The organism is Rarobacter incanus (assembly GCF_006715765.1).
GTDB classification, from domain to species: domain Bacteria; phylum Actinomycetota; class Actinomycetes; order Actinomycetales; family Cellulomonadaceae; genus Rarobacter; species Rarobacter incanus.
The window spans coordinates 805,246-820,043 of record NZ_VFNV01000001.1 but is presented as its reverse complement, the minus strand read 5'-3'; the positions used below and the strand labels follow the sequence as shown (position 1 = coordinate 820,043).

Genomic DNA, 14,798 nt, shown 5'->3' with positions numbered 1-14,798 from the left:
TGTGAGACGAGTGTGTCCGGTGGGCGGTATGAGGTCTAGAATCATTGATATGACTCGCAGCATCAAACTGGCAGTAATCCCTGGTGACGGAATCGGTATCGAGGTTGTGGAACAGGGGCTGCGTGTCCTGGAGGCCGCCGTCGCAGGCACCGACGTGCGGATCGACCCGACGACGTTCGACCTGGGCGCCGCGCGGTGGCACCGCACGGGCGAAACCCTCACCGACGGGGATCTGGAAGCGATCCGCGGGCACGACGCAATCCTCCTGGGGGCTATCGGCGATCCGAGCGTTCCCTCGGGCGTCTTGGAGCGTGGCCTTCTGCTCAAGCTGCGGTTCAGTCTCGACCAGTACGTCAACCTGCGCCCCGCGAAGCTGTACCAGGGCGTGACCTCGCCGCTGGCAAACCCGGGAAACATCGACTTTGTCGTGGTCCGCGAGGGCACCGAAGGCCCCTACGTGGGCAACGGCGGCGCCATCCGGGTGGGAACACCGCACGAAGTGGCGAACGAGGTTTCGGTCAATACCGCGTTCGGCGTGGAGCGGGTCGTGCGCGACGCATTCTCGCGCGCAGCGGCGCGCGAGCGCAAGCACCTGACGCTCGTCCACAAGCACAACGTGCTGGTGAACGCGGGCCACCTGTGGCGCCGCACCGTCGAGCGGGTGAATGCGGAATTCCCCGACGTGACCACGGACTACCTGCACGTGGACGCGGCAACAATTTTCCTCACGACGAACCCGTCTCGGTTCGACGTGATCGTCACCGACAACCTGTTCGGTGACATCCTCACGGATCAGGCCGCCGCGATCGTCGGCGGAATCGGGCTGGCTGCCTCGGCGAACATCAACGCCGACCGCACCGCGCCGTCCATGTTTGAACCCGTGCACGGTTCCGCGCCGGACATCGCCGGAACCGGCAAGGCAGACCCGACCGCAACCGTCGCGTCGGTGAAGCTGCTGCTCGACCACCTTGGGCTGGTGGACGAGGCCGCCCGCGTCGAAGCCGCGATCGCGGCCGACCTGGCGGAGCGAGGCGACCGAGTGCGCTCAACGACCGAGGTCGGATCCGACCTGGTCGCGCGCCTGAACGGTTAGGTCAGGCGCGGTGGCATGGCCACCGGCGCCGCACGCCAGCAGGGTTTCACCCTCGGTCGCCTTCACCAGTAAAGTCGTAGACGGTGCATTGTCGCGATGCGCCGACACATGGTGAAAGGCCAGAAAATGAGTAAGAACGTGCAAGACCTCGATGGCCTAGTCGAGGCATTCGAGGTGTACCCCACTAGTAACCCCACGCCGCCGGGGGAACGCGCCGCGGAATTGGCGGCACCCCGCTTTGGGACGGTCTTCACCGACCACATGAGCCGGATCACCTGGCGCAAGGACTCCGGATGGCAGGACCGGCGCGTTGTGGAGTACGGCCCGCTCGCGCTGGACCCCGCGGCCGCGGTGCTGCACTACGCGCAAGAGATATTCGAGGGCCTCAAGGCATATAGGCACGCTGACGGTTCGATCTGGACTTTCAGGCCGGAGGCGAACGCCGCACGGTTCCAACGATCCGCCAAGCGTTTGGCCCTGCCGGAGTTGAGCACCGATGACTTCATCGGGTCGCTTGCGGCGTTGGTGCGCAAAGACATCGAATGGGTTCCGTCCGCGGATGGATTCAGCCTTTACCTACGGCCGTTCATGTACGCATCCGAATCCTTCCTGGGCGTAAGGTCCAGCCACGAGGTTGAGTATTTGGTAATCGCGTCGCCGGTCGGCTCCTACTTCGCGGATGGCGTCAAGCCCGTGTCGATATGGATAGCGCAGGACTATCACCGCGCCGGCAAGGGCGGGACGGGGTCTGCAAAGTGCGGTGGCAACTATGCGGCGAGCCTGCTGCCGCAGATCGAAGCCTACGAGCAAGGTTGCGAGCAGGTTGCATTCCTCGACGACGTCACCGACACGTACCTCGAGGAACTCGGCGGCATGAACCTTTTCGTCGTGCGGTCCGATGGAACCGTCGAAACGCCCGAACTGACGGGAACGATCTTGGAGGGCGTGACGCGTTCTTCGATCCTGCAGTTGGCCCGCGACCGCGGGCACGAGGTCGTCGAACGGCGTATTTCTCTGGCGGAGCTGCTCGCGGGCCTGCGGGACGGGTCCGTCAGCGAGGTCTTCGCGTGCGGGACTGCGGCGGTCATCACCCCGATTGGTCGGTTCAAGGGCGTGAACTTCGATGAGGTAGTCTCCGGTGGCGCCGCGGGCGAGCTCACCATGGCTCTGCGCGAGGAATTGACGGGTATCCAGACCGGAAAGGTCGAGGACCGTTACGGTTGGCTGACGCGTCTGGCGTGACCATTGCTGTGACTTGCGGCGCGGACTGATTGTGGTCGGTGATGCGCGGTGCCTTCCGGTTCGGGAACGCGCCGCGCATCACCGTCTTTTGTGCAGCCAGCCGGTTCCCAGCGGGCGCGCATCTCTAGTGGGCGCAAAATCTTAGGCGGGTACGAAAGAGGGGGCGCGGAGACTGTCGTCTCTGCGCCCCCTCTTTCGGAAGGCATACTAGGGATTCGCTCAGATAGCGCGCGTCACCTTGTTCGCCTTGAGGCATGAAGTGCATGCGTTGACTCGCTTGGGGGTTCCGTTCACAACTGCCCGCACACGCTGAATGTTCGGGTTCCACCGGCGCTTGGTGCGCACGTGGGAGTGCGAGACGCTGTACCCGAAGCTGGGGCTCTTGCCGCAGACGTCGCAGTTGGCAGCCACGTTAACTCCTGTATATCTGTGCGCAGGCGCTCAAAAACACCTGCGGAATGAAGGTCTGTCGTCGGCATGACCGGTTGATGTCAGTGCCGACGGCCCGGATACGGTTCGGGCAACCACAACAGAATACGGCATGGGGGAAGGAAAAATCAAAGCGGGGTGGCTGGCGCGCACGCCGGGTAGGCGACAAATGTGCGAAGCGGCGGCGGATCCAGCGCGCGCGGACCGGGCTCGTTGCCAGGAGCGCTTCAACCGGGCGCGATACGGTATACGTGTAGAAGGAGGCGGCCCGCCGTGGGCCGCGAGGGGACGAGCAGGAGGTTGGCACCGTGCATGGTGGACCTGCTGGCGCCGTCGTGCGGCAATGGGCGCAGTACGCCCACGCGCTTATCGAGGCCAATGCCGGTCCCCTGAACCGGGCAAACGTGTTCCCCGTATCGGATTCGGATACGGGAACGAACATGACCAGGACCCTCGCGCACGGCATCGAAGCGATGCCGGCGGACGGGAACCGAGACGAAACGCTTGCGGCGCTGTGCCGGGGCGCCATGATCGGCGCCCGCGGAAATTCGGGGGTCATACTGTGCGAATTCTTGCGCGGGTTCTCCTTGGGCGTTCGCGGCGGCGCGCCCGATGAGCTTGGGGCGCCGCAAATCGCGCGCGGCCTGGAGCAGGGATCCGCATGTGCGTCTGCCGCCGTGTCGCACCCTGCGCCCGGAACCATCCTCACCGCGGCGAAGGCGGCAGCGGGCGCCGCGCGGTCGTCGGCGGATGCGGGCGCCAGCGCCAGCGACGCCGCCAGCGCGGCGCGCCTTGTCGACGCCGCCGTGGCCGCCGCACGCCAAGCGATTGCCGGGGGGGCCAACGAACTTGATGCGTTGCAGCGGGCGCGGGTGGTCGATTCGGGCGCCGCCGGGATGCTGCTGCTGCTAGCCGCGCTGCGCGCGGCGGTGGCGGGCGAACCCTGCCCCGACATCCGCCTGGACCTGCGCGCCGAGGCGTGGGGCGTCACCGGGGACGACGCCGCGCGCGGCGACCACATGCATGCGCACGGGGAAGCCGGCTGCATCGCTCCCCACGACACCGCCCATCGCGGCGATGCCGCATTCGAAGTGATGTGCCTGGTCGGCGCCGACCGCCATCGCACCCGCCAGGAGCTCGCGGATCTGCGGGCTGCATTGGGAGACTTGGGCGACTCCGTCCTCGTCGTTTCTCCCTCCGACGATCTTGCCGTCACGGACCAGGCGCGGGTGCACATTCACACCGATGACCCCGCCGCGGTTGCGCGGGCGATGACCGGGTGGGCGCCCGCGCAGTTCGTGTGTCACTCGCTAGACCCCCTGTGGACGAATAGGGATTGGGCGTGGGTGGGCGTCACGCGTTCGCCCGGGTTCCTTGCCCACATCGCCGCCGCGGGCGGGATCGGGCTGTGGGAGCCCCCCGGCGGACCGGCAATAGATACCGCGGACCTGGCACGCGCCATAGGGGACATCGACGCGCCAAGCTGCCTGGTGCTCATCGGCGATGCGCGCGTTTCCAGGCAAACGATTTCCGCGGCGCGCACCCGCGCCGGGTCGCGCGATGCGCGGGTGGTCTCGTGCTCGCGCGGCCACGATGCTGGCCTCGCCGCATTGATTACCGCCGTTCCCCACGTCGCCCATCTCCCACTCGGTTCGGCGCATCACGCCCTGGAGCGGATGGCCGCGGGCACCGCGCCGCTGACCGCGCGCCCAGCGATGCCGGTCACCGGCAGCGACCTGGTCATCGAGGCCTACGACGATGGGTGGGCGCGAAGCGCGGGGCGGGGGGCGCTCGTCCTTGATGAAGCGGCTGACATCATCCAGATTCCCACGGGAAATCCCGGAAACACGGCGACGGCTGTCGTGATCCGCGGATGGGACGACGAGGCGCCCGGCGGGCAGGAGCGCGCAAGTGGCGAGTGACCCGACGCCGTTCCTCGACAGGGTCGTCACCTCGATTGTGCGCGTGCCCGACGCGACCACCCCGGCGCAGCAGCAACGCGCTGCCACCATCGCGCAGGGCCTCAAGGGTTTGCGCTCCATGGGCATCGTGACGGTTCGCGACCTGCTGGCGCACACCCCGCGCCGCTACCTGGATCGCAGCGTTCCCACCGACCTGGCGGCGATCGTTCCCGGCGAGGAAGTCACCGTCATCGCGCACGTCGATACCTTCACCTCTCGGCGCGCGGCGGACGGTCGGATGATCGTCATCTCGGTCATGCTGCGCGATGACCGCGGCGGCAGGCTTGCGGTTTCACTGTTCACGGGGTCCGCCTACATGGCGCGGGACTGGGAAAGATTGCTGCGGCCGGGTGCATTGGGGCTCTTCACGGGGCCGACCAAGATGTATCGCAACATGGTCCAACTCACCAGCCCCGACTGGGAACTGCTGGACGAAGACACCGAGTACAGCAACGAACGCATCGCCCAGGCAAGCGACCTCATCACCGTTTACCGCGGTAAGGGCAAGGTGACGAGCCGGGCAATCTCGCACATCGTGCGGGACGTTGTCGGCCAGATGCCCGAGCTCGACGACGCCGACCCGATCCCCGCCGCAGTGCGCAAGGAACGCAACCTGGTTTCGCTGGCGCAGGGGTACCGTTTGATCCACCAACCGCGCAACTTCGCGCAGAAGAACGCGGGGCAACGGCGCGCCAAATTCGAAGAGGCTTTCATCTTGCAGGCCGAGCTGGCGCGTCGGCGGGCCGACATTCGCTCCCATAAGGCCATCGCGCGGCACCTGCGGCCGGGCCGGCTGCTCGACGCGTTCGACGATCAGCTGCCCTTTCCCCTCACCAGCGGCCAGCTTGAGGTCGGTGGCACCCTCGCCGCGGACATCGCCGGCACCACACCCATGCTTCGATTGCTGCAGGGGGACGTCGGGGCTGGAAAGACCGTGGTCGCGCTGCGCGCGATGCTGCAAGTCGTGGACGCAGGCGGGCAGGCGGCACTGCTCGCCCCCACGGAGGTGCTGGCGGCTCAGCACGCGGCGTCGATAGGATCGCTGATGGGGGATCTGGCGCGCGGCGGAACGCTGATGGCACCGGAGCCCGCCACCCGCGTGACGCTGCTGACGGGATCGCTCGGGGCGGCGGCGCGCAAGAAGGCCCTGCTGGACATCGCGAGCGGTCAGGCCGGGATCGTGGTGGGCACCCACGCGCTCCTGGGCGACCAGGTGCACTTCGCCGATCTTGGGCTGGTGGTGGTTGACGAGCAGCACCGATTCGGGGTGGATCAACGCGACGCCCTGCGTGCCAGGGGGGAAACCGTCCCGCACACGCTCGTGATGACCGCAACGCCGATTCCGCGCACGGTGGCGATGACCGTCTTCGGCGACCTGGAGGTGTCCGTGCTGCGCGGCACCCCGGCGCGCAGCCACGACCGGGCCACGTTCGTGGTCGACGAGCGGAGGCCCCGTTGGATGGAACGGACGTGGCAACGATTGGCCGACGAGATCCGCCAGGGGCGGCGCGGGTTCGTGGTGTGCCCGCGGATCGACCCGGGCGAAGCGGTCGATAGCGGCGAGCAGGATCAACCCGACCAGCAAAGCGATATTGCGGACGAGGCCCCCCGCGACCTGCACAGCGTCGAGCAAATGGTGCAGTACCTGGGTGCACTGCCGGCGCTTGCCGGCGTGCGGATCGCGGCGCTGCACGGGCGAATGAACGGCGATGAAAAGGACGCAATCATGGCGGCTCTCGCCGCCGGATCCATCGATGTCGTTGTCAGCACCACCGTCATCGAGGTGGGGATCGACGTGCCGGAGGCGACCATCATGGTCGTCATGGACGCCGACCGGTTCGGGATCTCGCAGTTGCACCAACTGCGCGGACGGGTGGGGCGCGGTCAGGCGCCCGGCATCTGCCTGCTAGTTTCCCCGGTGGCGCCGGATAGCCCCGCCGGCAAGCGAATAGCCGCGGTCGCCGCGAGCGACGACGGGTTCGAGCTGGCGAACGTGGACGTTACGTTGCGCAGGGAGGGCGACGTGCTGGGGCAGTCGCAGGCCGGGTACGCCTCGTCGCTGCGCTCGCTGCGGGTCATCGACGATGCGCAAATCATCGCCCAAGCCCGCGCGGACGCGCGCGCGATTGTGCAGAACGATCCGACGTTGGAGGGGCACCGCGCCCTCGCGGCCGCGATCGCGGAGATGCTGGCCGGCCGCGCCGAATTCATCGAACGGGCCTGATCCGGCTACGGTTGGTGCGTGAGCAGAATCGTTGCCGGTCGCCTGTCGGGGCGCATCATCAAGGTGCCCCCGAAGGGAACCCGCCCGACTTCGGAGCGGGTGCGAGAATCCCTGTTCGGCGTCCTGGAGCACTGGGGTGCGATCGCGGATGCAAACGTCCTGGACCTCTATGCCGGGTCCGGGGCCTTGGGGTTCGAGGCGTTGAGCAGGGGAGCGCGGGCGGCAACGCTCGTGGAATCTTCGCCCGCGGCGGCGAGGCTGATTGCCGCCAACGCGTCCGCGCTGGGAGTCCAGGACCTTACCCTTGTGGCCCAGCAGCGGGCCGAATCGTTCGCCGCGACCCCGCCGCCGCGCAAGTGGGATCTGGTCTTCATCGACCCGCCGTACGACGTTTCGGCCGCCCAGGTCAACGCGCTGCTGGGCGCCCTGGACGGCGCGATAGCGGCGGACGGAATCGTCGTCGTCGAGCGCGACGGCCACTCGCCGGCCCCGGCGTGGCCGCAGGCGTGGAACGCGCTGCGAATGCGCGAATACGGCACAACTACCATGCACATCGCGGAGATCCCCGCGGCGGACCCCGCGCACGCCGATTAGGGTGTCCGGGGCCCGCGCCGATGGGGCTCTACTTGGCTTCGGCTCGCAGTTCGGCGAGCGCGGGTGCGAGCTGAGAGAACTCGTCCAAAATGGCCTTGACGCCCGCGGCTTGGCGCTCGTCCCCGGCAAAAGCGCCGTCGGTGACCTTCGTCATTGCCAGGTGCAGTTCCACGTTGGCGTGAGTCTTGACCATCCCCAGGCACGCCAGCACCTCCGCCAACGCGACGACCCCGCGGGTTCCACCCGAAACGCCGCCGTACGCTACGAATGCAACCGGCTTGCGATTCCATTCGACCGAAAGATAGTCGAGCGCGTTCTTGATCGCGGGCGAGAACGAGTGATTGTATTCCGGGGTGACCAGGATGAATGCATCCGCGGCTGCGACGCGCTTTGACCATGCGATCGTGTGCTCGTGTTCGTATTGCCGCAGGCGCGGGTGCTTGGGTTCGTCCATCAGCGGCAGGGCAATGTCGGCCAGATCCGCGAAATCGATCTCGAAGCGGCCGTCGTTCTCGGCGATTTCGTTGACCCACCGCGCGATGGGTAGGCCGATGCGTCCGGGGCGCACCGATCCGACGATGATCATTACTTTTGTCATTCCAATTTCCTTACCAGGACGGTTGTGATTAGTACCCCGCGGGGATAAACGCACCTACATTTTATGGCGCGGGCGCGTGGGTTTCGGCCTCACCGACGAGGTCGCCGTGCGCCACTTCCCGGTAGTCGTTTGCGGGCAGCGTCCTTACAACCGGCCGATCCAGGGCCGCGAGCAGCCGCACCGTTGCGCCATCGTCGCCGAGCCTTCCTTCGCTTGCGACTAGGTACGACCGCATGAAGGCGGCCAGCGGGGGCGCCAAGACCCCCGCATCGGTGCGCACGGCGTCTTTGGCCGCAAGCAGACCGAGCAGGAGCGCGGGAACCCGCGGGGCGCCCGGGCCGATGCCGGGTTGAAAGTAGGGCGCGTCGAGCAGGCGCATACCCTGCCTCGCATAGAACCGCAGCCGCGCGCGCGGATCGCCGTACGTCGGGTGCGGGCCGTGGCGCGCAGGGCTTTCGACTTCCGCAAGAACGTAATCGGCGCGCAAATCGCGCGCGGCGAAATCGGTGGCGAAGCGTATCAGGCGGCTGCCGGTTCCCGATCCGCGCCCCGTTGGGTCGATGGCCAGGTAGAGCACAAGCGCGACCGGCGCGTGGTCTGCCACCATCACCACCGAGTCGAACCGGCCGCCCGCCCCGCGCGCGGCGAACGCATGCAGGCCGCCGGCGGCGATTTGTTGCCACAGGGATTCCGGCTGCTCTAATTCGTGGGCCGGGAAGCTAGGGACCAGGACTCGTTCATATATATCGTCGAAATCGGCGCGTGCATGCAGGCGCTCGATGCCATGCGGATCGGTCATGCCCCTCATTCTTCTACGAATTCGCGCAACCGGCGGGTGTCACCGGGGAATGCACATTGTGGTGGTCTACGTTGGTTGGGTGAGTGTGGCTGTATTTCCCGGATCCTTCGATCCCATCACCGTGGGGCACCTGGACGTTGTCCGCCGCGCCGCCGGTATTTTCGACACGGTCATCGTGGCCGTGGGACGCAATGCCGCGAAGTCTGCGCTGCTGCCACTCGACGAACGCTTGCGCCTGGCCGCGCTCGCGGTGGCGGGTATCGATGGTGCGACGGTTTCGGAGGTGCCGGGACTGCTCGCGGCGTTTTGCGCGGAAAAGGGCGCAGACGTCATCGTCAAGGGGCTGCGGTCGGGATCGGACCTGGACGATGAGCTTCCAATGGCGGCGATGAACCGGCACCTGACCGGCGTCGAGACGCTGTTCTTGCCGGCCGACGGCGGATTGGGGCACGTGGCTTCGTCTTTGGTCAAGGACGTCGCCAGGCATGGCGGCGAGATCGGCGGGCTGGTTACCCCGGAGGTCGCGGCCGCGGTCATGGCCGCGCTGTTTCCCGGCGGGTCCCGTGGCGCGGGGGCGGCAACCAGCGCGCCGAACATCGACACGAGTGAGGAATGAATATGTCGAATGCCCTCAATGAGGAATCTGTAGGCAAGGGGCGGGCCGTGCAGGCGTCTACCGGCCAGGAGGACGGCGATGATGGTGCGCAGCGGGGTCTGCCTGCCTTGCTCGACGCGCTGACGGATCTGATTGAGCGGTCCCGGGCGATGCCTATGTCGTCATCGGTGTTGGTCAATAAGACCGATGCGCTGAACCTCGTCGATGCGATCTACGAGGCGCTGCCGGGTCAGCTGACACACGCCGACCGGGTGCTTTCGGACGCGGACGAGGCGCTGAACGCGGCCAACAACCAGGCGCAGCGCATCCTAGCCCAGGCGCGAGAGGAGGCCGAAGAGATGGTTGCCAAGCACCAGATCATGGTGGCCGCGCAGGCGCGGGCGGAGGAGATCGAGCGGCAGGCGCAGGAGGTCGCGGACCGGCTGCGCCACGAGGCGGATGACTATTGTGATCGCAGGCTCGCGGATTTTGAGATCGACCTGGGCCGGGTTTTGACCCAGGTGCAGGCGGGTCGCGCAAAGCTCGCGACAATGCTCGACAATTCGTGACGATCATGTCGCGGTGAGACCCTATCTTGTGCCAAGACGCGCATTTCTTTGTAGACTATTTCGCGGTTGATAACCAACCACACAATTGAATAGCGGGGGGCTGTATACGTAACCGAAGAACCGATCGGAATTCCGCAGTGTCTACTCAAACCCTTCCGCCAATTCCTGCCGGATCGCTGTTGATCCACGTCGGGATGCCCAAATCGGCAACGACCGCGGTGCAGCGGGCTGCCGCGGGCAAGCGTCCCGAGCTGCTGGACCAAGGGGTGCTTTACCCCGGACAAAGAATCAACCATTCCCATGCCTCTTTTGCTCTGAGCAAGCGCCCGCGCGGGTGGAGCAGCGGGGATAAGGCGGCGGCCGTTCCCGGTCGAAAGCACTGGGACAAACTTGCCTCGGAAATCAGGTCGGCCGCCTGCGACCGCGTTTTTATTAGTCATGAGTTCTTTGCGGAGCTGCCTGCTGCAACCGTGGAAAGAATGGTCGCGGAAGCCGGCAGGCCGGCGCACGTTGTATTTACCCTGCGGAATCAAGCCTCGGTATTGCGTTCCGCGTGGCAGCAACGGCTCAAGAGCGGGGTGCGCAAGAATATCGATGAATGGTCCCGGGAAGTGCTTGCCGATCCCGACGGGCCCAACGCGTCATTATTTGCGCAGCGCACGAATCTGGCGATGCAGGTCGAGAAGTGGGCGTCCGTGGTTGGGTCCGACAACGTCACGCTCATTGTCTTGGATCCGGGCGATCGCCTCCGCGTGTTTCGCGCGTTCGAGCAGATGCTGGGCCTGCGCGAAAACACCCTCGGCGAAATGGAACTTTCCGGTCGCGATCACAATCGGTCCATGACGCTGCCCGAAGCTGAATTGATCAGGGCGCTCAATCGCGAAGTCATGAAGGAAGAGGATCTGCGCTGGGATTCGTTCATCGAGGTCCACCGCAAGCGGGTGGTGCACGCGATCCTGGGAAACCGCGTGCCGGCCCCCGACGAACCGCGCATTGGGGTTCCAGCATGGGCCATGGACGTCATGATCGCGCGCGCCGCTCGTCAGGTGGCGGAAATCAAGGGCATGTCGGTGCGCGTGGTGGGCGACTTGGATGCGCTTGCCCGGCCGCTCGTGGCGCGCGGGCCCGTGGCCCAAAGCGCGCAGGTAATACCGATCGATGTCGCGACCGCGGCATTGGCGCCGCTGGTCATCCACGAGATGCAGGATTTAGATCGGCGCAGCGAAAGCGGGCCTGCCGAACAGGCCGATGAGTTTGCCCGCGCCGCGGCGGAGCCACCGCTCGAACGGGTCAGCAACCGTGCGCTGTTGCGCGAGGTGACCAGGCGCGCACGGCGCACCCTGCGCCGTCGCCGCGGGTAGCGGATTGGGGCGCGCCTGCGGTATGATGTTTGGTCGGCTCACGTTTATCGACGAGTGCCCCGTTCCGCCGGTTGCGGTTGATGAAGAGTGAGGCTTTGACATTTCACTAGGAGACAGTGGCACGTTCACGTTCAATACCCGTGAGTTGCCGCGCCGCCCCGGCGAAATGATTGAGGTTGAACGTCGCTTCACCAATTCGGAGCAGTGGGGGACGAGCGTCATCGCGATTCCTGCGGGGACCAGCATCGCGGCGCGCATGCGCGTCGAGTCGGTCCTGGAAGGAATCCTGGTGACGGGATCAGCGCAAGCTCGGGCCACGGGCGAGTGCGTGCGGTGCCTTGCAGACATCGAAGATGACCTACTGGTCCTTTTTTCGGGTTTGTTCGCGTATCCGCAGCGCGCGCAGGCGGCCGCGGACGCCGGCGATGAGGACGAGGACGAGGTGTACGCCATCGACCACGACCTTATCGATCTGGAGCCGCTAATTCGAGATTCGCTGGTAACTGCATTACCATTTCAACCGTTGTGTCAGGCGGACTGCATGGGGCTGTGCCCCGAATGTGGCTTTCGTTTAGCCGACGATCCAGACCACCAGCATGAGTCCATCGATTCGCGATGGGCCGTGTTGCAGGACGTTCTTCGAGAAGCGAAGAACGCCGACGAGACGAAAGAGAGCTAGCTGTGGCTGTTCCCAAGCGCAAGATGTCGCGCAGCAACACCCGTGCGCGCCGTTCGCAATGGAAGGCAACTGCTGTGAGCCTCGCGACGTGCCCGCAGTGCAAGTCGCCGAAGCAGTCCCACGTGGCCTGCCCGACTTGCGGCACCTACAAGGGTCGCCAGTACGTCGAGGCGCTGCGCAGCGAGCACGCCTGAGCAGTTTTGGCGTGACTGGTCGCAACAATCATCGCGGTCAACGCTCCCAGGCAGCGCAGCTGGATCAGGGAGCGATTGCCCGTCTATACGACAAGCTCGGGGTCACCATCGACCCCGAGCTTGTCGTGTTGGCTCTGACCCACCGTTCCTTCGCGCACGAAGCGGGCGGTATCCCCACCAACGAACGCCTAGAGTTCCTGGGCGATACCGTTTTGGGGCTGGTGGTCACGGAACGCCTCTACCGGCGCTTCCCAGACCTGCCTGAAGGCGACCTGGCGCGGATGCGCGCGGCGACCGTTTCGCAGCGCGCGCTCGCGACGGTGGCCCGCTCCATCGGTCTGGGCGAATACATCCTGCTGGGCAGGGGGGAGGCGGCCTCCGGCGGCGGCGATAAGGATTCGATACTGTCGGACACCGTCGAAGCGCTTTTGGGCGCCACCTACCTTTGCCACGGGTTGGATGAATCGCGGCGGGTGGTCCTGGCGCTGGTCGATCCGCTCATCGACCAGGCGGCGCACCTGGGTGCCGGCCTCGACTGGAAGACTTCCTTGCAAGAGGCCGTCGCCGAACGATTCGGAACGGCGCCGCACTACTGCGTGGAGGGCATCGGCCCGGACCACGCGCGCGAGTTCACGGCCGTTATCCGCATCGACAAAGAGATTTACGGCACGGGAGTCGGCAGCGCCAAGAAGCACGCGGAGCAGGCCGCCGCCGAGGCCGCCTACAAGGAACTGCAACGCCGACAGGGCGGCGATGCGGCATCCGCGGACGCGACAACCACGGGTGCCTGAGCTCCCGGAAGTCGAGTCGGTTCGCCGGGGCCTTGCACCGCGGGTCGTGGGCAACACGGTTCTTGACGTCGCGATTTTGCGCGATTACTCGATCAGGCACCAGGTTGGCGGCGCGCAAGAATTCCGCGACCGGCTGGTCGGATCGACATTGTGTGAGGTGGCGCGGCGGGGCAAGTTCTTGTGGATGACCGCCAGGAAAGACGGATCCGCGCCCGTTGCCTTGGTCGCTCACCTGGGCATGAGCGGTCAGTTTCGATTTTTTGAGAACGAGGCCCGCCCCCTCCATCCGCACGCCCGGGTAACAATGCTGCTGGGCAGCGGCGCGAGCCGCACCGAACTCGACTTCATCGATCAGCGCACCTTCGGCTACCTCGTGGTCGACGATGTGATCGGAACGAGCGATCACTTGGCGGCCGGCGCCGGCACCGGTGCGGCGCTGATCCCGCGAAGGGTCAGCCACATCGCCCGCGACATACTCGACCCGCACTTCGATATTGACGCGGTAGCCGGGTCGCTGCGCACGCGGTCATCCGCGATCAAGTCGCTGCTTTTGGGGCAGCAGACCGTCTCCGGTATCGGCAATATCTACGCTGATGAGGCGCTGTGGCGCGCTCGGGTGCATCCGGCGCAAAGTGCGAGGCAGATCTCGTCCGAAAAAATGAGGCTTGTGCTGGAAAGCGCAGCGGCGGTCATGGCGGCCGCGCTCGAGGTTGGCGGCACCAGTTTCGACGCCCTGTACGTCAACGTGAACGGCGAATCGGGGTACTTCAGCAGGAGTTTGCAGGCCTACGGGCGCACGGGGGAGCCGTGCCCGCGGTGCGGCACCCCGATCCGGCGGATTGTAGTCGGCGGCCGATCCTCGCACATCTGCCCGCGCTGCCAGCGACGGCGGTGACGGTGATCTTCGGAAAATCCATAGGGCCGATTCGGTGGGTATCCGCATCGTTAGGCGAAATGTGCGGGTTCGCTCCCGGCGCCGCTTAGACTATTACCGTGGATGCAAATCAGGGTGCCGAGAGCACGGATCTGACCGTCATGATCATTGACGACCACGAGGTCGTCCGTAGGGGTATTGCCGAGGTCATCGACCGCTCGGAGGGCATGTCGATCGTGGCCGAAGCGGGGAGCGTGGCGGAAGGTCTGCGCCGCGCCGAACTGGTGCATCCCGCGGTCATGCTGGTGGACCTGCAACTGCCTGACGGCACCGGCATCGATCTCATCAAGGCGGTCCACGCCCGCGACGAGTCGGTGCGCGCCATTGTCTTGACGTCGTTCGACGACGACGTGGCTCTGGCAGCGGCGCTGGACGCAGGCGCGGTGGCGTACGTCCTGAAATCGGTGCGCGGCGCGGAAATCGCGGACGTGGTGCGCGCGGTGGGTGCCGGGCGCGTCCTGCTCGACGAAAAGACCGTGACCCGGCGCCGCAAGGACCACGACGACCCCACCGAGGACCTGACTCCCTCCGAGCTGAAGGTGGTCAACCTGATCGGTGAGGGGCTTTCCAACCGGGAAATCGCGGAGCGGCTTTCGATCGCCGAGAAGACGGTCAAGAACCACATCACGTCGCTGCTGGCGAAGATGGGGCTGCAGCGGCGAACCCAAGTTGCGGCGTGGGCGGCCGCGCGACGTAACCGCGCGTGGAGCGCCTCCGATAACGCCTGAGCGACGC

General features: G+C 66.1%; 16 protein-coding genes. 13 read left to right on the top strand and 3 right to left on the bottom strand.

Going from position 1 to position 14,798, the window contains the following annotated elements; all coding sequences use genetic code 11:
- The first annotated feature begins 49 nt into the window (after positions 1 to 49).
- Together FB389_RS03470 and FB389_RS03465 are read left to right on the top strand one after the other, a co-directional pair.
- A complete protein-coding gene (locus FB389_RS03470; RefSeq protein WP_142111376.1) occupies positions 50 to 1,093 on the top strand; it encodes a 3-isopropylmalate dehydrogenase in 1,044 nt (347 codons plus the stop codon).
- A 126-nt stretch (positions 1,094 to 1,219) separates the two neighbouring features.
- A complete protein-coding gene (locus FB389_RS03465) occupies positions 1,220 to 2,335 on the top strand; it encodes a branched-chain amino acid aminotransferase (protein ID WP_142111373.1) in 1,116 nt (371 codons plus the stop codon).
- Between the two features lie 219 nt (positions 2,336 to 2,554).
- On the opposite strand, the gene rpmB is transcribed toward FB389_RS03465, so the two are convergent.
- Positions 2,555 to 2,746 (bottom strand): 50S ribosomal protein L28, encoded by a 192-nt coding sequence (rpmB, locus tag FB389_RS03460; RefSeq protein WP_142111372.1) that lies wholly within the window; start codon positions 2,744 to 2,746, stop codon positions 2,555 to 2,557.
- 326 nt (positions 2,747 to 3,072) lie between these two features.
- On the opposite strand from rpmB, the gene FB389_RS03455 reads away from it, so the two are divergent.
- From FB389_RS03455 to rsmD, 3 genes are read left to right on the top strand one after another with little or no spacing between them, the layout of a single operon-like run.
- Positions 3,073 to 4,686, top strand: a complete 1,614-nt coding sequence (locus FB389_RS03455; RefSeq protein WP_142111370.1) for a DAK2 domain-containing protein — start codon at positions 3,073 to 3,075, stop codon at positions 4,684 to 4,686.
- Positions 4,676 to 6,949 carry an ATP-dependent DNA helicase RecG gene (locus FB389_RS03450; protein WP_211344941.1) on the top strand — a complete coding sequence of 758 codons (2,274 nt, stop codon included), beginning with the start codon at positions 4,676 to 4,678 and terminating at the stop codon, positions 6,947 to 6,949. Before FB389_RS03455 ends, FB389_RS03450 begins: the two co-directional genes overlap by 11 nt.
- Positions 6,950 to 6,967: 18 nt before the next feature.
- Positions 6,968 to 7,543 carry a 16S rRNA (guanine(966)-N(2))-methyltransferase RsmD gene (rsmD, locus tag FB389_RS03445; protein WP_142111368.1) on the top strand — a complete coding sequence of 192 codons (576 nt, stop codon included), beginning with the start codon at positions 6,968 to 6,970 and terminating at the stop codon, positions 7,541 to 7,543.
- 28 nt (positions 7,544 to 7,571) lie between these two features.
- On the opposite strand, the gene FB389_RS03440 is transcribed toward rsmD, so the two are convergent.
- Entirely contained in the window at positions 7,572 to 8,141 is a 570-nt protein-coding gene (locus FB389_RS03440) for an NADPH-dependent FMN reductase (RefSeq protein ID WP_142111367.1), read from the bottom strand.
- A gap of 61 nt (positions 8,142 to 8,202) precedes the next feature.
- Positions 8,203 to 8,940 (bottom strand): N-acetyltransferase, encoded by a 738-nt coding sequence (locus tag FB389_RS03435; protein ID WP_142111366.1) that lies wholly within the window; start codon positions 8,938 to 8,940, stop codon positions 8,203 to 8,205.
- Between the two features lie 85 nt (positions 8,941 to 9,025).
- On the opposite strand from FB389_RS03435, the gene coaD reads away from it, so the two are divergent.
- The 8 genes from coaD to FB389_RS03395 all read left to right on the top strand — a co-directional run bounded on the left by coaD (position 9,026) and on the right by FB389_RS03395 (position 14,791).
- The gene (gene coaD / locus FB389_RS03430) at positions 9,026 to 9,556 is read left to right on the top strand and encodes a pantetheine-phosphate adenylyltransferase (RefSeq protein ID WP_342776012.1); all 531 of its coding nucleotides are present in this window, start codon (positions 9,026 to 9,028) and stop codon (positions 9,554 to 9,556) included.
- A 2-nt stretch (positions 9,557 to 9,558) separates the two neighbouring features.
- On the top strand, positions 9,559 to 10,104 hold the full coding sequence (locus FB389_RS03425; protein ID WP_246043499.1) for an ATP synthase subunit B family protein: 546 nt from the start codon (positions 9,559 to 9,561) through the stop codon (positions 10,102 to 10,104).
- A 137-nt stretch (positions 10,105 to 10,241) separates the two neighbouring features.
- Entirely contained in the window at positions 10,242 to 11,465 is a 1,224-nt protein-coding gene (locus FB389_RS03420; RefSeq protein WP_142111363.1) for a hypothetical protein, read from the top strand.
- Positions 11,466 to 11,631: 166 nt separating this feature from the next.
- Positions 11,632 to 12,144: a YceD family protein gene (locus FB389_RS03415; RefSeq protein WP_142111362.1), complete on the top strand. Its 513-nt coding sequence runs from the start codon at positions 11,632 to 11,634 to the stop codon at positions 12,142 to 12,144.
- A 2-nt stretch (positions 12,145 to 12,146) separates the two neighbouring features.
- Positions 12,147 to 12,338, top strand: coding sequence for a 50S ribosomal protein L32 (rpmF, locus tag FB389_RS03410; protein ID WP_142111361.1), 192 nt, complete (start codon positions 12,147 to 12,149; stop codon positions 12,336 to 12,338).
- Between the two features lie 59 nt (positions 12,339 to 12,397).
- Positions 12,398 to 13,129 carry a ribonuclease III gene (gene rnc, locus FB389_RS03405; protein WP_211345003.1) on the top strand — a complete coding sequence of 244 codons (732 nt, stop codon included), beginning with the start codon at positions 12,398 to 12,400 and terminating at the stop codon, positions 13,127 to 13,129.
- Complete coding sequence (gene mutM, locus FB389_RS03400) at positions 13,122 to 14,024, top strand: bifunctional DNA-formamidopyrimidine glycosylase/DNA-(apurinic or apyrimidinic site) lyase (RefSeq protein ID WP_142111358.1); 903 nt, start codon at positions 13,122 to 13,124, stop codon at positions 14,022 to 14,024. The genes rnc and mutM overlap by 8 nt, the downstream gene beginning before the upstream one ends.
- A gap of 140 nt (positions 14,025 to 14,164) precedes the next feature.
- Entirely contained in the window at positions 14,165 to 14,791 is a 627-nt protein-coding gene (locus FB389_RS03395) for a response regulator (RefSeq protein WP_142113489.1), read from the top strand.
- Positions 14,792 to 14,798: the final 7 nt, after the last annotated feature.